This is a genomic window from Streptomyces sp. NPDC006610 (genome assembly GCF_040611575.1).
GTDB lineage: Bacteria > Actinomycetota > Actinomycetes > Streptomycetales > Streptomycetaceae > Streptomyces.
The window spans coordinates 96,010-117,993 of record NZ_JBEXOP010000011.1; the positions used below are offsets into that span (position 1 = coordinate 96,010).

A 21,984-nucleotide genomic window follows, 5' to 3' on the forward strand; every position below is an offset into this window, starting at 1 on the left:
CCCGGACGTCCCCTCGAAAGGGGCGGGATTGTCTTCCAGTCTACCGGTAGCTCCGACAGTGATGGGGGTTTGCGGGTACCTGCGTCCGCATGTGCCGCCCTCAACCGGTCTCGGCCGGGTACCGATATACGGATGGGGGCTCCAAGAGGCTCACGGAGGCACTCAGCGCTTCCGGATGTCAACCCTTGGCTACTCATGGGTCAGCTCGAAATTCGCAAACGCGTGCGGCTGCGGGGGTGCGGTGGGCGCGGGGCGGGTGTGACGGGGACGATCGGGGGTCGTACGGCGGCCGTACGCCCGTTTACGTGATGTCTGTCACTTTTTTCGGGGAGGGGTCCAGGTCGCGTTCCGGGCGGGCCGGGCACGGGTCGGGGGGGCGGTTTCGGGGCCGTCCGAGGACGGGCCGGTGACGTCCCCGAAAGGGTCGGTCAGGAGGGTCGGTCACCCGTACGTGTCGCCGGGCCCCGTGCTGCCGGGGGCACGCAGGGGGCCGTAGCGGCGGGCGGGGCCGCCGGGGCCGAGCACCTTGATCAGGCGGACAGCGCCGTGGCCGAGGTCCTCGTTGAGGCGGGCGACCAGGGCGGGGGCCAGCAGGCGCAGGTTGGTCGCCCAGGCCGTGGAGTCGCAGCGCACGATCAGCACCCGCTCGTCCTCGTCGTACCGCTCGGGCACACAGTGCTTGGCCAGGTCCTCGCCGACGATCTCCGGCCAGCGCCCCATCACGCCGCCGACGGCGGCCGGGGCCTCCCAGCCGCGCTCGCTGATCAGCCGGTTGATGGCCGCGCCGAGTGCCATCGGGTCGCGGCCGTCGGCGCGCGCCCCGGAGCGCAGGCCGCCGCGCCGCGCCTGCTTCTTCTGCCGTGCCACGTCTCCACGCGCGCGTGCCGCCTCCTTCGCCGCGCGCAGGGCCACGCGCGCGAGGTCCACGCCGGAGGGCTCGGCGGCGGCACGGGCCGGCGCGGGGTCGCCGATGACGGGGCTTGCGGGGCGGGGTGCGCGGTCCTGGGCGGTCATACCCGCTCCACCTCGCCGTCCGCGACCGCGAACCGCGCCCCCGCCAGGACGTGCGGTACGTCGTCGTCGACCGCGGCCGTCACCAGGACCTGCTCGCCGGGCGCCACCAGCTCGGCGAGCCGCTCCCGGCGGCGGGCGTCCAGCTCGGCGAAGACGTCGTCGAGGATGAGCACCGGTTCGTTGCCCTCGGCGCGCAGCAGGTCGTACGAGGCCAGACGCAGCGCCAGCGCGTAGGACCAGGACTCGCCGTGCGAGGCGTAACCCTTGGCGGGCAGCCGGCCGAGGCCCAGCACCAGGTCGTCCCGGTGCGGTCCCACCAGGGTGACGCCGCGCTCGATCTCCTGCTTGCGGGCGTCGGCGAGGGCGGCCGTCAGCTGCTCGAACAGGTCCTCGCGCGTGTGCGCCTCGCCGGGGGCCGACGGCTTGTACTCCAGGGCGATGGGGCCGCCGCCGGGGGCCAGTTGCTCGTAGGCCTTGTCGGCGAGCGGCTGGATCGCGCCGATCAGGTCGAGGCGCTGGGCGAGGAGTTCGGCGCCCGTGCGGGCGAGGTGCTGGTCCCAGACGTCGAGCGTGGACAGGTCCATGGCACGGCCGCCGTGCCGCCGGGCCAGCGCTGCCGTCTTCAGGAGGGTGTTGCGCTGTTTGAGGACCCGGTCGTAGTCGGAGCGGACGCCGGCCATGCGCGGGGAACGGGCCGTGATCAGCTCGTCCAGGAAGCGGCGGCGCTCCCCGGGGTCGCCCTTGACCAGCGCGAGGTCCTCCGGCGCGAACAGCACGGTGCGCACGATGCCGAGCACGTCACGCGGCCTGACCTGGGAGGACCGGTTGATACGGGCGCGGTTGGCGCGGCCCGGGTTCAGTTCGAGCTCGATCAGCTGCTGCCGCTCGCCCTGCCGGACCTGGGCGCGGATCACCGCCCGGTCGGCGCCCATGCGGACGAGGGGGGCGTCGGAGGAGACGCGATGGCTGCCGAGGGTGGCGAGGTAGCCCACGGCCTCGACCAGGTTCGTCTTGCCCTGGCCGTTGGGGCCGACGAACGCCGTGACGCCCGGGTCGAGCGGGACTTCGACCCGGGCGTACGAGCGGAAGTCGGCCAGCGACAGATGCGTGACGTGCATGTCGTCCGCCGACCTCCGCCCGTGCCGTCGAGTACTGCTGCCTACCGCTTCGGTCCGCTGCCCGCGGACCGCGTACTACTTCTTCTCCACCGCGTGCCCGCCGAACTGGTTGCGCAGCGCGGCGATCATCTTCATCTGCGGGGAGTCCTCCTGCCGCGAGGCGAACCGCGCGAACAGCGAGGCCGTGATCGCGGGCAGCGGCACGGCGTTGTCGATCGCCGCCTCCACCGTCCAGCGGCCCTCGCCGGAGTCCTGTGCATAACCGCGCAGCTGCTCCAGGTGCTCGTCCTCGTCGAGGGCGTTGACCGCGAGGTCCAGCAGCCAGGAGCGGATGACGGTGCCCTCCTGCCAGGAGCGGAACACCTCCCGGACGTCGGTCACCGAGTCGACCTTCTCCAGCAGCTCCCAGCCCTCGGCGTAGGCCTGCATCATGGCGTACTCGATGCCGTTGTGGACCATCTTCGCGAAGTGGCCCGCGCCGACCTTGCCGGCGTGCACAGAGCCGAAGTCGCCCTCGGGCTTGAGCGCGTCGAAGATCGGCTGCACCTTGGCGACGTTCTCCGCGTCGCCGCCGTACATCAGCGCGTAGCCGTTCTCCAGGCCCCAGACGCCGCCGGAGACGCCGCAGTCGACGAAGCCGATGCCCTTGGCGGCCAGCTCCTCGGCGTGCTTCTCGTCGTCGGTCCAGCGGGAGTTGCCGCCGTCCACGACGACGTCGCCGGGCTCCAGCAGCTCGGCCAGCTCGTCGATCGTCGACTGGGTGGGGGCGCCGGCCGGCACCATCACCCAGACGACGCGCGGGCCCTTGAGCCTGCCCACGAGCTCTTCGAGGCTCTGGACGTCCGCGAGGTCCGGGTTGCGGTCGTATCCGACGACGGTGTGGCCTGCGCGGCGGATCCGCTCGCGCATGTTGCCGCCCATCTTGCCGAGGCCGACGAGACCGAGCTCCATCAGTTGTGTTCCTTAAAGGTCGCTGTGTGGCGTGAGAGGCACCCTCGTACCCGTGTACGAGCCTAAACCCGGACCGTCACGCACAGCTGTGGGCATACGCGCTCATACGTACGCCGTCACCTGCGGCTTCCGTCCACAGGCCAGTGCGCTGTCCGCACCGGTGTGGACGGAGGGGCGAACCGCCGACGGCTCAGCCGCTCAGCCGCACCGGCATGATCAGGTACTTGTATGCCTCGTCCGCCTCGGCGTCCACCGCGGGCCTGCCGCTGAGCAGCGCGGGCTTGGTGGAGGTCGTGAAGGACAGCTGGGCCACCGGGGAGTCGATGGCGCTCAGGCCGTCCAGCAGGAAGGTCGGGTTGAAGGCGATGGAGATGTCGTCGCCCTCCAGCTGGCAGTCGACCCTTTCCACAGCCTGTGCGTCGTCGCTGGAGCCGGCCTCCAGGATCAGCACGCCCTGCTCGAAGCTGAGGCGCACCGGGGTGTTGCGCTCGGCGACCAGGGCCACGCGCTTGACGGCCTCGACGAACGGCGCGGTCTCGATGACGGCGACGCTGTTGAACTCCGTCGGGAACAGCGTGCGGTACTTCGGCAGGTCGCCCTCCAGGAGGCGGGTGGTCGTCCGCCGGCCGGCGCCCTCGAACCCGATCAGACCTTCGCCCGCGCCCGAGCCGGACAGGGCGAGGATCACGCTGTCGCCGCTGGTCAGGGACTTGGCGGTGTCCAGGAGGGTCTTGGCGGGCACCAGGGCGACCGCGGAGGCCTCCGGGTTCTCCGGCTTCCACAGGAACTCGCGGACCGCGAAGCGGTAGCGGTCGGTGGAGGCCAGCGTCACCGTGTCGCCCTCGATCTCGATGCGCACGCCGGTGAGGACGGGGAGCGTGTCGTCGCGGCCTGCGGCGATGGCCACCTGCTGCACGGCGGAGGCGAAGACCTCGCCGGGGACGGTGCCCGTCGCGTTGGGCATCTGCGGCAGCGCCGGGTACTCCTCCACGGGCAGGGTGTGGAGGGTGAACCGCGAGGAGCCGCAGACCACCGTCGCCCGTACACCGTCTGTGGAAATCTCCACCGGCCGGTTGGGCAGGGCCCGTGAGATGTCGGCGAGCAGCCGGCCGGAGACGAGGACCGTGCCCTCCTCCTCGACCTCGGCCTCGACGGAGACCCGCGCGGAGACCTCGTAGTCGAAGCTGGACAGGCTCAGCTGGCCGTCCTCGGCCTTCAGCAGCAGGCCGGCGAGGACCGGCGCCGGCGGACGGGCCGGGAGGCTGCGTGCCGCCCAGGCCACTGCCTCCGCGAGTACGTCGCGTTCCACCCGGATCTTCACCGTAAGCCGCCTCCTGCTGTTGCCGGCGCTTCTCGCCCTGCTTCGCTTCGTCGTCTGTCCCGGTGTCGTCGGCCCGTGGGACGGGAAGGACACCGGGGAACAGTCTGACGCACCGCACTGACAGTAGGCGCCTCTCGGGGTCAAGTCGTGACGAGGGGCAGCCGGGCGTCGAGGGCCGAGTTGTGCACAGGACCCGCTTCGAAACGAATTCCCAGCTCTCTCTAGTCGGGAGTAGTAGTAGGGCCTGTGGATACCGTGGATAACCGCGTTTGCGCAGCTCAGGGCGGAAATTTTGTCCACGGGGCCTGTGGGCGGCGGCGGTGGACAACCGGGGCCCGCTGTGGAGAACGGAAAGTTCTGCACACCCCGTGCACAGGCAGGGGCGACTTCTCCCCAGCGCCGTCCCCAGCTTTACCCGTCTTTCCCACAGCCCAACCCGGCGCCTTGGTGTGACGCCTTTCACTCGACCCGGTGAGGACGGGCGTCGGGTTGCCGAACAGTGGACAGAGGTGTGGAGAAGCCGGGGATCGCTGGGGACAACCGGCCTCGGCCTGTGGGTCGGCGGTGGACAACTCTGTGCACAGGGTGTGGACCCGTTGGTCGTCCACAGTCTGTGGAGGGCGTTCGTCCACCAATCCACAGGCTGTTGACCTGGCCCGATGGTGTCTCGGCGGGGGCGGCTGTGGACGGCGTATGGACAACTTCCCGCTCCCCAGGGTGTGGACGGAAGAAAGTCGCCGAATCTGTGGAGACAGGCCGTAACCAGGCAGTTAATCGAACAGCGACGTTCCGGCGTCGGCTCGGAAAACGGTCGTTGCGGCCCCAGCAACGGCGGTGACGGCACCGGGAACGGCGAACGGCGAAGGGGCGCCCCCAGGGGACGCCCCTTCGAAGCGGCTTCAGCAGCCGGGCCCGGCCGCCTCCTGCCGTCCTCAGCCGTTCTTGATGCGGTTCGTCAATTCGGTCACCTGGTTGTAGATGGACCGCCGCTCGGCCATGAGGTTGCGGATCTTCCGGTCGGCGTGCATGACCGTCGTGTGGTCGCGTCCGCCGAACAGCGCGCCGATCTTCGGCAGCGACAGGTCCGTCAGCTCGCGGCACAGGTACATCGCGATCTGCCTGGCTGTGACGAGCTGGCGCCCGCGGGAGCTGCCGCACAGGTCCTCGACCGTGAGGCCGAAGTAGTCGGCGGTCGCGCTCATGATGGCCGTGGAGGTGATCTCCGGCGTCGAGTCGTCCCCGCCCGGGATCAGATCCTTGAGCACGATCTCCGTCAGACCCAGGTCCACCGGCTGCCGGTTCAGCGACGCGAACGCCGTCACCCGGATCAGCGCGCCCTCCAGCTCGCGGATGTTGCGCGAGATCCGCGAGGCGATGAACTCCAGCACCTCCGGCGGCGCGTTCAGCTGCTCCTGCACCGCCTTCTTGCGCAGGATCGCGATCCGCGTCTCCAGCTCGGGCGGCTGGACGTCCGTGATCAGACCCCACTCGAACCGGTTGCGCAGCCGGTCCTCCAGCGTCACCAGCTGCTTGGGCGGCCGGTCGCTGGAGAGCACGATCTGCTTGTTGGCGTTGTGGAGCGTGTTGAAGGTGTGGAAGAACTCCTCCTGCGTCGACTCCTTGTCCGCCAGGAACTGGATGTCGTCGACGAGCAGGATGTCCATCTCGCGGTAGCGCTTGCGGAAGCTGTCGCCCTTGCCGTCGCGGATGGAGTTGATGAACTCGTTGGTGAACTCCTCCGAGCTGACGTACCGCACGCGCGTGCCCGGGTAGAGGCTGCGCGCGTAGTGGCCGATCGCGTGGAGCAGGTGCGTCTTGCCGAGCCCGGACTCCCCGTAGATGAACAGGGGGTTGTACGCCTTCGCCGGCGCCTCGGCGACGGCCACCGCGGCCGCGTGCGCGAAGCGGTTCGAGGCGCCGATGACGAAGGTGTCGAAGAGGTACTTGGGGTTCAGCCGCGCGGTGGGCTCGCCGGGACCGGTCGCCGGAGCCGGCTGGGCGGCCAGCGGGCCGGGGGCTCCGCTGGAGGCGTTCGCGCCGACCGGGCCGCCGCGGTGCACATGCCCGCCGCCTCCGGGCGGCTCGCGCCGGCCGTCCTGCTGGTCGTACCGGCCGTCCTGCTGGTCGTAGTCGCCGCGGGCCTGCTCGTAGTCGGAGCGCGGCTGCTCGTACGACGGACGCTCCATGTTCTGCGGGCGGTAGTCCTGGGAGGGCGCGCCGCCGTAGCCGTCGGGGCCCTGCGAGCCGTAGCCGTCGCGCGAGCCGTACGTGTCCTGTGCGCCGTAGGAATCCGAGCCGTACGCGTCCTGTGACGGCGACGCGTAGGGGTCGCGCTCGGGGAAGCCGAGGCGCTGCTGCTGCCAGCCGTACTCGTCCTGCGAGGGGCGCGGCCAGGCGCCCGGCTCCGGGCGCTGGTACTCCGACGGGTATGCGGGGCGCGCGGTCGGCAGGTGGTCGCCCGGCGAAACGGGGAGCGGCTCGGCGCGGTGGCGGCCGTACCCCTGGTACGGGTCGGTGCGGCGCTCGGGCTCCTCCCGGCGCGGCTCGGACCGGGCGGCCGGCGGAGCGGCGGACTCGCCCACGGAGTCGTCGACGGTGATCGCGATACGGATCGGCCGGCCGCACTCGCGGCTCAGGGTGTCGCTCACGATCGGCGCCAGACGGCCCTCGAGCACGCCCTTCGCAAACTCGTTCGGCACTGCGAGCAGGGCGGTGTCGGCGACCAGGGCCAGCGGCTGACAGCGCCGGATCCAGTGTTCGTCCTTGGACTCGACGCCCTGCCCGCGTCCCTCGCCGAGAAGCTGATCGAGTACTCGTGGCCACACTGCGGCAAGATCGGCAGGTACGTCAGCCACAGGGCACGCTCTCTCACAGGTCCCACGAACGTGTGGTTGCGGGACGGGTCGGGATTCAACTCGGGTGGGGCCAGGGACAAGGAACGGATCGGAGTCCAGCCACGGTAGTCAGGGCGACCCGTGCGGTTCAAGTTGTTGTCCCCAGCCTGTGGATAGTGTCCCCCAGGCTCGCCGGTTTGACCGAATGGCGTAGCCGCGCGTACCGTAACCAGGTCGAGTTGTCGATGGCTGCTGCCGCCTGCCTCCGATGGGCACAGATCGCGTCAGGTGATCGGAAAGCGGTGCACTCGGGCGTAACGCGAGCTACTCGTGGGCGCACGGTGACAGCCAGGACGGCACCCCGCAAACACCGATTCTTTTCTGGAGCCCCCGAGTGAGCAAGCGCACCTTCCAGCCGAACAACCGTCGTCGCGCGAAGACCCACGGCTTCCGGCTGCGTATGCGCACCCGTGCCGGCCGCGCGATTCTCGCGTCCCGCCGCAGCAAGGGTCGCGCCCGTCTGTCCGCCTGATCCCGGTCAGGTCATGACGTCGTGCTGCCCACCGAGAACCGGCTGAGGCGGCGCGAGGACTTCGCGACCGCGGTACGACGAGGACGCCGGGCCGGACGCCCACTCCTCGTCGTCCACCTTCGTAGCGGTGCCACGGACCCGCACGCGCCTGGGGAGAGCGCTCCCCCGACGCGTGCGGGTTTCGTCGTGAGCAAGGCCGTGGGCGGTGCGGTCGTCCGCAACAAGGTCAAGCGCAGACTGCGCCACCTGATGCGGGACCGGGTCGCCCAGCTGCCCCCCGGTAGCCTGGTAGTCGTACGAGCGCTGCCCGGTGCGGGTGACGCCGACCATGCACAGCTGGCCCGAGACCTGGACGCCGCCCTCGAGCGGCTACTGGGAGGGGGCGCGCGATGAAGTACCCGCTGCTGGCGCTGATCAAGCTGTACCAGTGGACCATCAGCCCGCTGCTCGGGCCGGTGTGCAAGTACTACCCGTCGTGTTCCCACTACGGCTACACGGCCATCGACCGGCACGGGGCCCTCAAGGGCACCGCACTCACGGCCTGGCGCATCCTGCGTTGCAATCCGTGGTCGCTGGGCGGCGTGGACCACGTCCCGCCGCGCAAGCGTCCGCGGTGGCACGAGATGCTGCGCAGCACATGGCGCGCACGCAAGGGCGGGCCCTCCGCCGCCGACTCGGCCACCGAGGGGCAGCCCCCCTCCAGCCCGGCCGCAGAGACCCCGTCCCATGCCCAAGGAGCATGATTAGTGGACACGATTGCCAGCTTCTTCAGCTTCATCACGACACCCGTTTCCTGGGTCATCGTGCAGTTCCACACGCTGTACGGCGCGATCTTCGGCCCTGACACGGGCTGGGCCTGGGGCCTGTCCATCGTGTCCCTGGTGATCCTGATCCGTATCTGCCTGATCCCGCTCTTCGTGAAGCAGATCAAGGCGACCCGGGCCATGCAGACGCTCCAGCCCGAGATGAAGAAGATCCAGGAGCGCTACAAGAACGACAAGCAGCGTCAGTCCGAAGAGATGATGAAGCTGTACAAGGAGACGGGCACCAACCCGCTCTCCTCGTGCCTTCCCATCCTGGCGCAGTCGCCGTTCTTCTTCGCCCTGTACCACGTGCTCAACAGCATCGCCTCGAACGACACCGTCGGCGTGATCAACGAGCGGCTGCTGGAGAGCGCCCAGAAGGCGCACATCATCGGCGCCCCGCTCGCCGCGAAGTTCACCGACAGCTCCGACAAGGTCGAGGCGCTCGGCTCCTCGATCACCGACGTCCGGATCGTGACCGCGGTCATGATCATCCTGATGTCGCTGTCGCAGTTCTACACGCAGCGCCAGCTGATGACGAAGAACGTCGACACCACGGTGAAGACGCCGTTCATGCAGCAGCAGAAGATGCTGATGTACGTCTTCCCCATCATCTTCGCCGTCTTCGGCATCAACTTCCCCGTCGGTGTCCTCGTCTACTGGCTGACCACCAACCTGTGGACCATGGGCCAGCAGATGTACGTCATCCACAACAACCCGACCCCGGGTTCCAAGGCCCAGGCCGCCTACCTGGACCGTCTGTACAAGCACGTCACCAGCCACGGCAGGACCCGTCGCCGCAGCGAGCGTGCCATCGTCAAGGCCATCGTCGCCAAGGGCCGCGACCGCAACGAATACGAGCGCAAGTTCATCAACGGCCTGCACAAGGCCGGCCTCACGGCCCAGGCGGACGGCACGGTCGTCAAGAGTGAGAGCACCGTGGCCACCCTCACCGAGGACGGCACGCCGGCCACCACCGCGGCCGCCCCGAAGCGCCAGCAGCCCAAGCGGCAGCCCAAGGCCAAGCGCCAGGCCGCGCCGAAGACGGCGGGCGGCGACGCGAAGACCTCTTCGACCGCGTCCGGTGCCTCCGGCGCGACGTCGCTGAGCAAGTCCGACGAACCGGAGGACGCGGCCCCCGTGGAATCCGCCGGGAAGAAGCCGGCGCCCAAGTCCGGCGGCGGTCGCAGCCGCGCCCAGTCCGGCCAGCGCAAGGGTCCGCAGCGGCCCAAGTCCTCGTCCAAGAAGTAAGAAGGAGTCCATCCCGTGACGGAAGGCACCACCTCCGCCGCTGCCGAGGGTGCAGACACCCTGACCCGCCTGGAGCAGGAGGGCGACATCGCGGCGGACTACCTCGAGGGTCTGCTGGACATCGCCGACCTCGACGGCGACATCGACATGGACGTCGAGGGCGACCGCGCCGCTGTCTCGATCATCAGCGACACCGGAAGCCGTGACCTGCAGAAGCTCGTCGGCCGGGACGGTGAGGTGCTGGAGGCGCTCCAGGAGCTCACCCGTCTGGCCGTGAACCGGGAGACCGGGGACCGCAGCCGCCTGATGCTGGACATCGCGGGCTACCGTGCCAACAAGCGCTCCGAGCTCTCCGAGCTGGGCGCCAAGGCCGCCGCCGAGGCCAAGAGCAGCGGTGAGCCCGTGAAGCTGAAGCCGATGACGCCGTTCGAGCGCAAGGTCGTGCACGACGCGGTCAAGGCCGCCGGGCTGCGCAGCGAGTCCGAGGGCGAGGAGCCGCAGCGCTTCGTCGTCGTGCTGCCCGCCTGATTCGGCCCCACGCTTCCACCGGCCCCGTCTGTTGAGCAGACGGGGCCGTACTTTGTCAGCCTGATAGTTCTGGTGGTTCTGAGGTCGGCGCCCGGTGCGCCGACGCGGTACGGAAGGACGGTCCCCCGTGACGGAGGCAGCGGAGCTTCCCCCCGCGCCCGAGGAGGCGCGCGAGGTTTTCGGCGATCGCTTCGCGGACGCGGTCCGATACGCGGAGCTGCTCGCCGAGGCGGGCGTGCAGCGCGGTCTCATCGGCCCGCGCGAGGTGCCCCGCCTGTGGGAGCGGCACCTGCTGAACTGTGCCGTGCTCTCGGAGGTGGTCCCCGAGGGCGTGACGGTGTGCGACGTCGGGTCGGGCGCCGGACTGCCCGGCATTCCCCTGGCCCTGGTCCGTGAGGACTTGAAGATCACTCTCCTGGAACCGCTGCTGCGGCGCACCAACTTCCTGACCGAGGTCGTGGAGCTGCTGGGCCTGGATCACGTGACCGTGGTCCGCGGTCGTGCCGAGGAGGTCATGGGCAAACTCCCGCCCGTCCAGGTCGTGACGGCACGAGCCGTGGCGCCCCTGGACCGGCTGGCCGGCTGGGGCATCCCCCTGCTGCGGCCCTACGGCGAGATGCTCGCGCTCAAGGGAGATACCGCCGAGGAGGAGCTGAAGGCTGCGGCCACGGCGCTCAGCAAGCTCGGCGCGACGGAGACGTCCGTCCTCCACGTCGGCGAAGGCGTGGTGGATCCGCTCTCCACGGTCGTGCGGGTCCAGGTCGGCGAGAGCCCCGGCGGAGTGCGTTTCGCCGCCAAGCGGGCCAAGGCGGCGCGCACGGGGCGGACGCGCCGACGGCGTTGACGTCCTCTTCGTCTTCGTCCCTCATCGTCTTTTGCGGACAGACGTACTCCACACAAGCTGCCCGCCCTCTGTGCGCCGGAGTGTCGCGGCAGTCCGGCCTCGGCGGCTGTGCATCGTGTTTCACGTGAAACGTCGCTCACTGTTGCACGGCATCATCAGCCGCGGCCGGGCCGCGGCCGAACCCCGCGACCGAAAGCCTCTCGGTTCTCTGGGAGAGGCTCCCACTCCAAAGTTGTCCACAGAGGTGGATTTCTCCACAGATCGCCAGGCCTCACTGGTTCATCACCCCGAAGGCATGGGAGGCTCTGTTCATTGCGAGCCTGAAGTCGAGGAGAGTGAATCCTTGCGGTCCGACGCCAACATCGCGGGACCGATGACCGATCCGGTCCCCGGTCCCCGTACCGAGTCGCCAGGGGACGATGTTTCACGTGAAACACCGCCTCCGATGGACGACACTCCCATCGGTCGTGCTGCCCAGCTGGCGGTCGAGGCTCTGGGCCGGGCCGGAGAAGGGCTGCCACGACCCGAGCAGACGCGTGTCATCGTCGTCGCCAACCAGAAGGGCGGGGTGGGCAAGACGACGACGACCGTCAATCTCGCCGCCTCGCTGGCTCTGCACGGCGGCCGTGTCCTGGTGATCGACCTCGACCCCCAGGGCAACGCGTCCACCGCGCTGGGCATCGACCACCACGCCGAAGTCCCGTCGATCTACGACGTACTGGTGGAGAGCAAGCCGCTTTCCGAGGTGGTCCAGCCGGTCACCGACGTCGAGAGTCTCTTCTGCGCCCCCGCCACCATCGATCTCGCCGGTGCGGAGATCGAGCTGGTGTCCCTGGTGGCGCGGGAGAGCCGGCTCCAGCGGGCCATCCAGTCCTATGAGCAGCCGCTGGACTACATCCTCATCGACTGCCCGCCCTCCCTCGGCCTGCTGACGGTCAACGCCCTGGTGGCCGGCCAGGAAGTTCTCATCCCGATCCAGTGCGAGTACTACGCGCTGGAGGGACTGGGCCAGCTGCTGCGCAACGTCGACCTGGTGCGGGGACACCTCAACCCCACGTTGCACGTCTCGACGATCCTGCTCACTATGTACGACGGCCGGACGCGGCTCGCCTCGCAGGTCGCGGAAGAGGTGCGCACCCACTTCGGCGACGAGGTGCTGCGGACGAGCATCCCGCGCTCGGTCCGTATCTCCGAAGCGCCGAGTTACGGGCAGACGGTGTTGACCTACGATCCAGGTTCGAGCGGTGCCCTCTCCTATCTGGAGGCGGCCCGGGAAATCGCGTTGAGGGGGGTCGGCGTCCGGTATGACGCGACGCGGGCCCATCTCGGCGCAGGCAATGATCAGAGCATGGTGGAGGGGATCCAGTGAGTGAGCGACGAAGGGGGTTGGGCCGTGGGCTCGGCGCACTGATCCCTGCGGGACCGCCGGAAAGGGCCACGGTTCCCGCCCCGGCCCCGGCGGGAGGCGGAGCTTCCACGTCTCCCGCGACCGTGCCGGTGCTGACGGGCGAGCGGGGCGTGGCCGCGGCGAAGCTGACGACGCTTCCTCCTGTTCCACGTGAAACAGAGGAGTCCTCGCCGACCGGCGCCCCGGAGACGCCCGCTCCGCCTCTGGGCGTGCATTTCGCCGAGATCCCCCTCGACGCCATCACGCCGAACCCGCGGCAGCCGCGCGAGGTCTTCGACGAGGACGCGCTGCAGGAACTGATCACCTCCATCAAGGAGGTCGGTCTGCTGCAGCCGGTCGTCGTGCGGCAGTTGGGGCCTGGCCGCTACGAGCTCATCATGGGCGAGCGGCGCTGGAGGGCGTGCCGTGAGGCCGGGCTCGAAGCCATCCCGGCGATCGTGCGGGCCACGGACGACGAGAAGCTCCTCCTGGACGCGCTCCTGGAGAATCTGCACCGCGCCCAGCTCAACCCGCTGGAAGAGGCGGCTGCCTACGACCAGCTGCTCAAGGACTTCAACTGCACCCACGACCAGCTGGCGGACCGCATCGGCCGGTCCCGTCCGCAGGTCTCCAACACCTTGCGTCTGCTGAAGCTGTCGCCGACGGTGCAGCGCCGGGTGGCCGCCGGAGTGCTCTCCGCCGGCCACGCCCGTGCCCTGCTCTCCGTCGAGGACGCGGAGGAGCAGGACCGGCTGGCCCACCGGATCGTGGCCGAGGGACTGTCCGTGCGGGCCGTCGAAGAGATCGTGACCCTGATGGGTTCGCGGCCCAAGGCGGCGCAGCGTTCCAAGGGGCCCCGGGCCGGGACGCGGATCTCGCCGGCGCTGAGCGATCTGGCCACGCGGCTCTCGGACCGCTTCGAGACGCGGGTGAAGGTCGACCTGGGGCAGAAGAAGGGCAAGATCACCGTCGAGTTCGCCTCCATGGAGGACCTCGAGCGGATCCTGGGCACGCTCGCTCCGGGCGAGGGCCCGGTGCTCCAGCGGAGCCTTCTGGAGGACGATGCCGAGGACCCGGAGGACTGAACCGTCGGCCGACGGAATGTGGTTCCGCTCGGCGGGCCACGCACGCGGGCCGTGTCCGGTGATGCCGGGACACGGCCCGTGTTCTGCTGTGGGGCCGTGCCGGGGCCAGACAACGCGGATACGATGCGTTCGGGTGCGGAGTGCTTTGACGGCAGCCCGCCACGGCGGGCGAGGGAAGCGAGGAACAGCCTTCATGGGGCGTCGGCTCGTACCGCTCACGCTGGACAACCTTCAGGATCTTCCCCAGCGCTGTCGCACCTGTGTCTTCTGGGAGCTGGACCCGGTCAGCGGTGAGGCCGCAGTGAGAGCGGGCACGGCGGCCGAGGAGAAGGAGGCATGGATCTCCGGCGTGCTGCTGGACTGGGGCTCCTGCGGGCGGGTCGTCTATGTGGACGAGGTGCCGGTGGGCTTCGTGCTCTACGCGCCGCCCGCCTATGTGCCCCGCTCGACGGCGTTCCCCACGAGTCCGGTGTCCCCGGACGCCGTGCAGCTGATGACCGCGTTCATCCTTCCCGGGTACCAGGGACAGGGACTGGGCCGGGTGATGGTGCAGACCGTCGCCAAGGATCTTCTGCGACGGGGCTTCAAGGCGATCGAGGCGTTCGGGGACGCCCGCTGGAAGGAGCCTGCCTGCGTCCTGCCGGCCGACCATCTCCTCGCCGTCGGGTTCAAGACGGTGCGCTCCCATCCGACGCACCCGAGGATGCGGCTGGAACTGCGGACGACGCTCTCCTGGAAGGAAGACATGGAGCAGGCGCTGGACCGGCTTCTGGGCGCGGTGCAGAAGGAGCCGGCGCTGCGGCCGTTGTAGCGGCACAGGAAAAGACGGAGTGGGCCGACCCGAAGGGGTCGGCCCACTCCTGTTTCACGTGAAACATACGCCGTCCACGGGACGACGGCGCCTACGTCACTCGGCGATGAAGTCCGCGAGGTCGCGCACGATCGCGGCCTTGGGCTTGGCGCCGACGATGGTCTTGGCGACCTCCCCACCCTGGTAGACGTTCAGGGTCGGAATCGACATCACGCCGTACTTCGCGGCCGTGCCCGGGTTCTCGTCGATGTTCAGCTTGACGACCTCGATCTTGTCGCCGTACTCGGCGGCGATCGCCTCGAGGGACGGAGCGATCTGGCGGCACGGACCGCACCAGGCGGCCCAGAAGTCCACCAGGACGGGCTTGTCGCTCTTGAGGACGTCCTGCTCGAAGGAGTCGTCGGTCACGTTCTTCAGGGTGCCGGCCACGGCGGGCTCCTAACTTGTTGGTGCGTGAGGGGTGAGGGGGATCAGACGGTGGTCTTCTCGGGCTCGGCCTGCTCGGTGTCGGCGAGGGCGGCGAGGTAGCGCTCGGCGTCGAGGGCGGCGGAGCAGCCGGTGCCGGCGGCGGTGATGGCCTGGCGGTAGGTGTGGTCGACCACGTCGCCGGCGGCGAAGACGCCCGTGACGTTCGTCCGGGTGGAGGGAGCGGTGACCTTGAGGTAACCCTCTTCGTCCAGCTCCAGCTGGCCCTTGAACAGCTCGGTGCGCGGGTCGTGGCCGATGGCGATGAACAGGCCGGTCACCGGCAGGTCGGACAGTTCACCGGTCTTGACGTTGCGCAGCTTGAGGCCGGAGAGCTTCTGTTCGCCCAGGACCTCGGCGACCTCGCTGTCCCAGACGAATGTGATCTTGGGGTCGGCGAAGGCACGCTCCTGCATCGCCTTGGAGGCGCGCAGGGTGTCCCGGCGGTGGACGATCGTCACCGACTTGGCGAAGCGGGAGAGGAAGGTGGCCTCTTCCATGGCGGTGTCACCGCCGCCGATGACGGCGATGTCCTGGTCCTTGAAGAAGAACCCGTCACAGGTGGCGCACCAGGAGACACCGCGTCCGGAGAGGGCGTCCTCGTTGGGCAGGCCGAGCTTGCGGTGCTGGGAGCCGGTGGCGACGATGACGGCCTTCGCCCGGTGGACGGTGCCCGCGGTGTCGGTGACGGTCTTGATCTCGCCGGTGAGGTCGACGGAGACGATGTCGTCCGGGATCAGCTCGGCGCCGAACCGCTCGGCCTGGGCGCGCATGTTGTCCATGAGCTCGGGGCCCATGATGCCGTCCTGGAAGCCGGGGAAGTTCTCCACCTCGGTGGTGTTCATCAGCGCGCCGCCCGCGGTGACGGCACCCTCGAAGACGAGGGGCTTCAGCGACGCGCGTGCGGTGTAGAGCGCCGCGGTGTACCCGGCGGGCCCGGAGCCGATGATGATCACGTTTCGGACGTCGCTCACGGCTAGATTCCTCGTCTCTGGACTGCGTCTTCGACCGGTGGGAGCCCTCCGAGGCCCTCACCCACCCAACGGATACTAAGGGGCGTACATTCCCGCGGAGCCCGGGCTCACAGGGAAGCCGTTCTCCGGCTCTCAGGGACGGTCGTACGACTGCGTCAGGAGTACCTCGGCCGGGGCGGAGGAGGAGTCCGTCACGCACGTCGCGTCGACGACGTACGCCGTGATCCGCGAGGCGTCCGTGGCGTCGGGGAGTACCACGAGCAGGGCGGTCGTGCCCTCGTAGGTGCCGTTGTCCGTCGCGAGGGCGCCGTCGGCGCGGCCGATCCCCTTGCGGACGCAGTCGGGGACGGGGACCGAGGTCTGCCGGAAGACACGGGCGTCGTCGTTTCCGAGAGGGGACTCCCCCTCGGACGCCGGGCTGCGCCGGTCGCCGCGCCGCTCGCCGTCATCGAGCAGCTCCGACACCTGGCCCTTCAGATTGTGCCGGGTGAAGGCTGCCGCCGACGTGGCCTGCTCCTGGTGGCCCGGTCCGGCGGGCTCCGAGCCGGTCAGCGTGGAGACCAGCACGGCGCCGAGGCCCAGGGCGGCGGCCGAGAGAGCGGCGGTGAGCACGGCGACACGGCGACGTCCACCAGGCCGCCGCTCGCGCTCCTTGCGCCCCTTGCTTCCTTTGCGTCCCGGTCCGGTGGTGGAGGCAGGGACGCGGCCGGAGGGGCGATCCGTCGGCGTCGATGTTTCACGTGAAACACGCGGGTCGTGGTCCGTGCCGGATCCGGCGGGGGACATGTCGGCGGACGCCGTGATGTCCGCGGCGACGGGCGGTCTGGAGCTGAGGAGGATCTCTGCGGCGAGGGCGGCGTCGATCCGCTCGGCGACGTCCACGGGCATGGGGGAAGGACTGGGCAGCGTGCCGAGCAGGCTCCGGATCTCCTCGAGGGAGGCCAGGACATCCGCGCACAGTTCGCACGCAGCCAGATGCCGGCGGACCTCGGCGGTCCGGGAGGGTGGGAGCAGGCCCTCGGCGAGGTCGGAGATCTCGGTGACGTCCGGGTGCCCGGCCGTGTCCGTCGAGGTTGTCACGCTCGCCCACCTCCGCCCTTCACAGCAGCTGAATCGCCTGGCCCGGCATCCTGCGGAGCCGTCTCGTGCGTCTGCGTCGCCGGTGGGACGGATGGCCCCTCGACCCGGTTCCGTCCGGCGTCCGGTGCGTCGGCCCCGCCCGGGCGTGCGGGGCGCAGATGGGCGAGCAACGGCAGAAGTCTGGCCCTGCCGCGGGCGCACCGGCTCTTCACCGTCCCGGTCGGAACGTCGAGCACCTGGGCCGCCTCCGCGACCGGATAGCCCTGCATGTCGACCAGGACCAGGGCGGCGCGCTGGTCGGGCGGCAGTGTGCCGAGGGCCTCGACGAGCTGGCGGTGCAGATCGTTGCGCTCGGCCGGGGCGGACGCCGACTCGTGCGGCTCCAGCAGTTGCTCCAGCCGCTCGGGGTCGTCGACCGGCGAGGTCTTCCGGGAGGCCGCCTTGCGGGCCCGGTCGAGGCAGGCGTTGACGGTGATCCGGTGCAGCCAGGTGGTCACGGCCGACTGGCCGCGGAAGGTGTGGGCGGCCCGGTAGGCGGAGACGAGGGCGTCCTGCACGGCGTCGGCGGCCTCCTCGCGGTCGCCCAGCGTCCGCAGCGCCACAGCCCACAGCCGGTCACGGTGGCGGCGGACCAGCTCGCCGAAGGCGTCGGGGTCGCCCTCCACATGACGGGCGAGCAGCTCCCGGTCGCCGACCGAGCCGTGTCCGGCGTCCTGCGCCATCGGACCACTCCCCCTTCCGGTGAGGCGTCAGCCCGTGAACTTCACGTCGGTGATCGCCTGCTTGTAGCCGGGGTCGCTGAAGCCGTCGCCGGGAGCGTGCGGCATGGCGGTGAACCACACGAGTACGTACTGGGTCTTCACGGCGGCGTCCGCCTTCACGGCGGCGGACGTGCCGGAGGTCGTCACCGTCCCCAGCTTCTTCATCGAGCTGATGGGCGTGGCGGAACTCATGGAGTCCGTCGCGTACAGGGAGACCGTCGTGTGGTCGCCGGCGAACAGCAGCTTGATGGACGCGGCCGAGACGGTCTGCTCCGAGCCGAGGTCGTAGACGATTCCCACGCCGGGCTTGTAGGCGGGATTCATCTCGGGGCCGTCGACGAAGCTCTTGGTGCGCCAGTACGTGGAGCTGTCGCCGTCGTAGGTGCTGGGCACGTCCTCCGGGGACTGGGCGGAGCCCTTCGCGATGTACTCCTGGGCGCCCTCGATGCCGAGGGTCCGGACCGGCTTGGAGGCGTCGTCGTCCTTGTCGCCGCCGTTCGTGGTCTGCGTCTTGTTCGTCCCGTCGGACTGCCCGCCGCGCTCCATGAGGGCGTCAGCGAGCTGCCAGCTGCCCAGGCCCAGGGCGGCGATGAGGAGGGCGGACACGGCCCACTTCAGTGCCTTGCCGGTGCGGCTCTGCAGCGGGGGAGGCGGGGAGGTCACCGGCTGGGTGGTCCCGGGGTGGGGGGCGGGGCGGCCGTACGTGCCCTGCTGGTAGGTGGTGCGCTGGTACTCGGGCGGGGCGGTGAACGCGGGCTCCGGCGGACGGATGCGGGGCATCTCGCCGATCGCCTTCACCAGCTCGTCGGGGGTCGTGCAGGGCGACTCGTGCCGCGACGCGGTCGCGCCGTCGTTGGCGAGGGCGCGCATCGCCAGCTCCGACAGGCCGCGGTGCACGCCCGCCCGTACCTGGTCGGGGGCGATCAGACCGACGTCCTTGGGCAGCCCGGACAGTCCGTAGGCGTCGTTCTCGTACGGCCAGCGCTGGGTCAGCGCGGCGTACAGCAGGGCGCCGACGGCCTCCGTGTCGGCGCGCTGGGGCGTGTCGGAGCTGATGCCGCGCAGCGCGGCGTTCACGGCGAGCCCGCGAATGCGCCACTGCCCGCTGGACGTGCGCAGGACGGCATTGGGGTTGAGGCGCAGATGGGCGAGGCCCTCGCGGTGGGCGGCGGCCATGGCGGCGGAGACCTGACTGACCATCTGGTAGGCGTCGTGCGCCTCCAGCGGGCCCGCGGACAGCAGCGTGGTCAGTTCGGTGGCGTCGGGCAGCCACTCGTGCACGACGTACACGAGGTCGTTCTCCTCGACGGCGTCGAGCACCTGGACGAAACGGGGATCGCCCAGCAGCGCGGAGGAGCGGGCCGCGGCCAGGACGGAGCGGGCCCGCGCGTGATCCGCGGGCAGGACGTGCACGCCGACGGCGCGCCGGAGCTTCTCGTCCACGGCACGCCAGCTGCTGAAGCCGTCCAGACGGGTGACGCAGTCCTCGAGCCGGTAACGCCGGGCGAGTTTGTGGCCGCTGTGCAGCTCGGGCGGTGAGGCCTTTCCTCCGGGACCGTCGGTCCCGCCGCTCCCCTGTGCCTCGTCGAGTTCCGTGTCCCGCTCCCGGTTCTGGGCCACCCCGTCGGCCGTGGACTGGTCCGCCTGATCCGCCTTGGCGGTCAGCGACTTCTCGCCGCTGCTGTCTGCCACGTCGACGGCAGCCGTGCTCCGTTCCGCCACCGTCGTTCCTGCCTCCCCATTCGTAGCGCGCCGGCCGACTCCGCCGCGCGCCGTCCGACACCGAAACCAATTGTGCCCACAGTCCGCCGCTATGCACGACACACGGTGGCGGACGATGGTTGTGCGCCTACCCCGCCATTCAGCGGCCCAGACGCCCGCGGACCATGCCCACCAGTGAGTTCAGCTCCTCGATGCGCATGCGCCGGGCGGCGACGAAGAAGACTCCGAGCAGCACGGCCCCGCCCGCCAGCAGGGCGGCGAGCGAGCCCAGGGCGCCCTGTCCGAGGGCCTGGCTGATGCCGTAGCAGGCCGCGCCGCTGAGCAGGGCCGCCGGCACGGAGGCGATGGCCAGCCGGGCGTAGGTCCGCATCACGCGGGCGCCGTCCAGGTCGCCGCCGAGCCGCTTGCGCAGCCGCTGCCAGGCCACGCCGACGCCGATCGCGTAGGCGAGCCCGTACGAGGCCGCCATGCCGACCACCGCCCAGCGGGCCGGGATGACGAGGAAGCAGACGGCCGAGGCGCCCGCGTTGACCGCGGCGACGATGACCGTGTTGTAGAACGGCGTCCGCGTGTCCTCGTAGGCGTAGAAGGCGCGCAGGACGACGTACTGCACGGAGTACGGGATGAGGCCGAGGGCGAACGCCATCAGCATGAAGCCCATGTTCGTGGCCTCGCCGGTGCCCGAGGAGCCGAACATCAGGGTGCACATCGGGATGCCGAGCGCGACGAAGCCGAAGGCGATGGGCACGATCGCGACCGCGGTCGTCCGCAGCCCCTGGGAGATGTCGTCGCGCACCGCGCCGGCGTCGCCCTCCGCCGCCGAACGCGACAGGCGGGGCAGCAGGGCCGCCATGAGGGAGACGGTGATGATGGCCTGCGGCAGGCCCCAGATCAGCTGGGCGTTCGCGTAGGCCGCGAAACCGGTGCCGTCCACGGGCGACTCCTCGCCCGCCGCGGTCGACAGCTGGGTGACGACGATGGCGCCCGCCTGGTTGGCGAGGACGAACAGGACCGTCCACTTCGCCAGCGTCACGGCCTTGCCCAGGCCGTGTCCCTTCCAGTCGAAGCGCAGCCGCAGCCGGAAACCCGTCTCCCGCAGGTACGGGAGCATCGCCAGGGCCTGGACGACGAGGCCGAGCAGCACGCCGACGCCGAGCAGCCGCTGGCCCTCGGGGGGGATGCTGGTGACCTTCATGCCCGAGTGCTCGGCGGTGCCGTACACCCACAGGAACATGCCGAGCGTCACGATGATGACGATGTTGTTCAGGACCGGCGTCCACATCATCGCGCCGAACCGGCCGCGCGCGTTGAGGATCTGACCCATCACCACGTGGACGCCCATGAAGAAGATCGAGGGCAGGAAGTAGCGCGCGAAGGTGATGCCGACCTCGTTGGCATCCGGATCGCCGGCGACCGCGCCGGACAGCGCGCGGATCAGCAGCGGCGCCCCGAGGACGGAGAGCACGGTCAGCACGCCGAGCGCCACCATGACCAGCGTCAGCAGACGGTTGGCGTAGGCCTCGCCACCGTCGTCGTCCTCCTTCATGGCCCGCACGAGCTGCGGTACGAAGACGGAGTTGAGGCCGCCGCCCACCGTCAGGATGTAGATCATGGTCGGCAGCTGGTAGGCGACCTGGAAGGTGTCGCCCAGCATGCCGACGCCCAGCGCCGCGACGATCATCGCGGACCGGACGAAGCCGGTGAGCCGGGACACCATCGTGCCCGCGGCCATCACGGCGCTCGACTTCAGCAGGCTTCCCGCGCGTCCGCCCTTCCGGGCCGGCGCCGCGGTCGCGGGGGCCGGAGCCGGCTCGGCGGCCTGGGGCGGGTACTGGCCGGCCGGGGGACGGGCGTCCTCGTGGGGGCCCTCGCCGCTGTGGTGGCCGCCGTACTGTCCCTCGCCCCCGTGGTTCCCGCCGTACGGGGCCGTCGGGCCGCCCTGGCCCACGCCGGGCGCGGCTGCCGGGCCGGGCACCGACGGGTGGTCCGTCGGCGGGCGGACACCGCTGTACTGCTGGTCCCGGAAGAGGTACGCGAAGGCGTCGTGCTCCTGCCGCTCGGCGGCCGACCGGGTCACCAGGTCGTCGACGCCCACGTACTCGGTGGTGCGGGGATCGTCGCCGTACGGGAGGTACTGGGTGGGCCCCTCCGGCTCGGGCGCCGGGGTCTGCGCCCACACGCGCGGGTCGGGCGCGTACGGGGACTGCGGCGGCTGGGCGTACAGCGGCTGCTGCGGGTACGTGCCCGGGGGCGGCGGGGGGTGTGCGGCACGGTCGTAGAGCGCCTCGGCGACCGGGTCCTGGGCCGTGAGGTCCTGGCCGCGGTAGGGGTCCTGGTCGTAGGCGTCCTGGAGGTACATGTCCGCGGGGTGCTGCGGCGGCACCTGGCCGTGCTCGGGCGGCGGGCCCTCGGGGTACCCCGGGCTGTCCGCGCCCTGGCCGCGGTCACCGTCGTACGGCGCGTTCATGGTTACCCCACCTCATCGTCCCGGGCCGACCGGCCA

Annotated in this window: 20 protein-coding genes; 9 read left to right on the forward strand and 11 right to left on the reverse strand. The window is 70.4% G+C overall.

What is annotated here, in order from left to right:
* Nucleotides 1-441: 441 nt before the first annotated feature.
* The 5 genes from ABZY13_RS11720 to dnaA form a co-directional block, all read right to left on the reverse strand.
* Nucleotides 442-1,014: a DciA family protein gene (locus tag ABZY13_RS11720; RefSeq protein WP_356629356.1), complete on the reverse strand. Its 573-nt coding sequence runs from the start codon at nucleotides 1,012-1,014 to the stop codon at nucleotides 442-444.
* Nucleotides 1,011-2,132, reverse strand: a complete 1,122-nt coding sequence (gene recF, locus ABZY13_RS11725) for a DNA replication/repair protein RecF (protein ID WP_356629358.1) — start codon at nucleotides 2,130-2,132, stop codon at nucleotides 1,011-1,013. Before recF ends, ABZY13_RS11720 begins: the two co-directional genes overlap by 4 nt.
* Before the next feature lie 75 nt (nucleotides 2,133-2,207).
* Nucleotides 2,208-3,083 carry a phosphogluconate dehydrogenase (NAD(+)-dependent, decarboxylating) gene (gene gnd, locus ABZY13_RS11730; RefSeq protein WP_356629360.1) on the reverse strand — a complete coding sequence of 292 codons (876 nt, stop codon included), beginning with the start codon at nucleotides 3,081-3,083 and terminating at the stop codon, nucleotides 2,208-2,210.
* Nucleotides 3,084-3,273: 190 nt separating this feature from the next.
* Nucleotides 3,274-4,404, reverse strand: a complete 1,131-nt coding sequence (gene dnaN / locus ABZY13_RS11735; RefSeq protein WP_356629362.1) for a DNA polymerase III subunit beta — start codon at nucleotides 4,402-4,404, stop codon at nucleotides 3,274-3,276.
* Between the two features lie 932 nt (nucleotides 4,405-5,336).
* Nucleotides 5,337-7,259, reverse strand: a complete 1,923-nt coding sequence (dnaA, locus tag ABZY13_RS11740; RefSeq protein ID WP_356629364.1) for a chromosomal replication initiator protein DnaA — start codon at nucleotides 7,257-7,259, stop codon at nucleotides 5,337-5,339.
* Between the two features lie 373 nt (nucleotides 7,260-7,632).
* Between dnaA and rpmH the strand changes: the two genes are divergently transcribed.
* From rpmH to ABZY13_RS11785, 9 genes are all read left to right on the forward strand, one after another.
* Nucleotides 7,633-7,770 carry a 50S ribosomal protein L34 gene (gene rpmH, locus ABZY13_RS11745; protein WP_003956500.1) on the forward strand — a complete coding sequence of 46 codons (138 nt, stop codon included), beginning with the start codon at nucleotides 7,633-7,635 and terminating at the stop codon, nucleotides 7,768-7,770.
* Nucleotides 7,771-7,791: 21 nt separating this feature from the next.
* Nucleotides 7,792-8,163: a ribonuclease P protein component gene (rnpA, locus tag ABZY13_RS11750; protein ID WP_356629366.1), complete on the forward strand. Its 372-nt coding sequence runs from the start codon at nucleotides 7,792-7,794 to the stop codon at nucleotides 8,161-8,163.
* On the forward strand, nucleotides 8,160-8,513 hold the full coding sequence (yidD, locus tag ABZY13_RS11755) for a membrane protein insertion efficiency factor YidD (protein WP_356629368.1): 354 nt from the start codon (nucleotides 8,160-8,162) through the stop codon (nucleotides 8,511-8,513). The genes rnpA and yidD overlap by 4 nt, the downstream gene beginning before the upstream one ends.
* Nucleotides 8,514-8,516: 3 nt before the next feature.
* A complete protein-coding gene (yidC, locus tag ABZY13_RS11760; RefSeq protein ID WP_356629370.1) occupies nucleotides 8,517-9,824 on the forward strand; it encodes a membrane protein insertase YidC in 1,308 nt (435 codons plus the stop codon).
* Nucleotides 9,825-9,839: 15 nt separating this feature from the next.
* On the forward strand, nucleotides 9,840-10,352 hold the full coding sequence (locus ABZY13_RS11765; protein WP_356629372.1) for a R3H domain-containing nucleic acid-binding protein: 513 nt from the start codon (nucleotides 9,840-9,842) through the stop codon (nucleotides 10,350-10,352).
* Nucleotides 10,353-10,479: 127 nt separating this feature from the next.
* Nucleotides 10,480-11,196 carry a 16S rRNA (guanine(527)-N(7))-methyltransferase RsmG gene (gene rsmG, locus ABZY13_RS11770; protein ID WP_356629374.1) on the forward strand — a complete coding sequence of 239 codons (717 nt, stop codon included), beginning with the start codon at nucleotides 10,480-10,482 and terminating at the stop codon, nucleotides 11,194-11,196.
* Nucleotides 11,197-11,491: 295 nt separating this feature from the next.
* Nucleotides 11,492-12,565, forward strand: coding sequence for a ParA family protein (locus tag ABZY13_RS11775; protein WP_356629523.1), 1,074 nt, complete (start codon nucleotides 11,492-11,494; stop codon nucleotides 12,563-12,565).
* The gene (locus ABZY13_RS11780) at nucleotides 12,562-13,668 is read left to right on the forward strand and encodes a ParB/RepB/Spo0J family partition protein (protein ID WP_356629376.1); all 1,107 of its coding nucleotides are present in this window, start codon (nucleotides 12,562-12,564) and stop codon (nucleotides 13,666-13,668) included. The genes ABZY13_RS11775 and ABZY13_RS11780 overlap by 4 nt, the downstream gene beginning before the upstream one ends.
* A 193-nt stretch (nucleotides 13,669-13,861) precedes the next feature.
* Nucleotides 13,862-14,479 (forward strand): GNAT family N-acetyltransferase, encoded by a 618-nt coding sequence (locus tag ABZY13_RS11785; RefSeq protein WP_356629378.1) that lies wholly within the window; start codon nucleotides 13,862-13,864, stop codon nucleotides 14,477-14,479.
* Nucleotides 14,480-14,575: 96 nt separating this feature from the next.
* Here the strand turns inward: ABZY13_RS11785 and trxA are convergent, their stop codons facing one another.
* The 6 genes from trxA to murJ all read right to left on the reverse strand — a co-directional run bounded on the left by trxA (nucleotide 14,576) and on the right by murJ (nucleotide 21,948).
* Nucleotides 14,576-14,908, reverse strand: a complete 333-nt coding sequence (gene trxA, locus ABZY13_RS11790) for a thioredoxin (protein WP_228966305.1) — start codon at nucleotides 14,906-14,908, stop codon at nucleotides 14,576-14,578.
* Between the two features lie 41 nt (nucleotides 14,909-14,949).
* The gene (gene trxB, locus ABZY13_RS11795) at nucleotides 14,950-15,918 is read right to left on the reverse strand and encodes a thioredoxin-disulfide reductase (protein ID WP_356629380.1); all 969 of its coding nucleotides are present in this window, start codon (nucleotides 15,916-15,918) and stop codon (nucleotides 14,950-14,952) included.
* A 132-nt stretch (nucleotides 15,919-16,050) separates the two neighbouring features.
* A complete protein-coding gene (locus tag ABZY13_RS11800; protein ID WP_356629382.1) occupies nucleotides 16,051-16,998 on the reverse strand; it encodes a zf-HC2 domain-containing protein in 948 nt (315 codons plus the stop codon).
* Nucleotides 16,995-17,720, reverse strand: coding sequence for an RNA polymerase sigma factor SigM (gene sigM / locus ABZY13_RS11805; RefSeq protein ID WP_356629384.1), 726 nt, complete (start codon nucleotides 17,718-17,720; stop codon nucleotides 16,995-16,997). The genes ABZY13_RS11800 and sigM overlap by 4 nt, the downstream gene beginning before the upstream one ends.
* A 27-nt stretch (nucleotides 17,721-17,747) precedes the next feature.
* The gene (locus ABZY13_RS11810) at nucleotides 17,748-19,481 is read right to left on the reverse strand and encodes a protein kinase family protein (protein ID WP_356629386.1); all 1,734 of its coding nucleotides are present in this window, start codon (nucleotides 19,479-19,481) and stop codon (nucleotides 17,748-17,750) included.
* Between the two features lie 139 nt (nucleotides 19,482-19,620).
* Entirely contained in the window at nucleotides 19,621-21,948 is a 2,328-nt protein-coding gene (gene murJ / locus ABZY13_RS11815; RefSeq protein WP_356629388.1) for a murein biosynthesis integral membrane protein MurJ, read from the reverse strand.
* Nucleotides 21,949-21,984 lie beyond the last annotated feature (36 nt).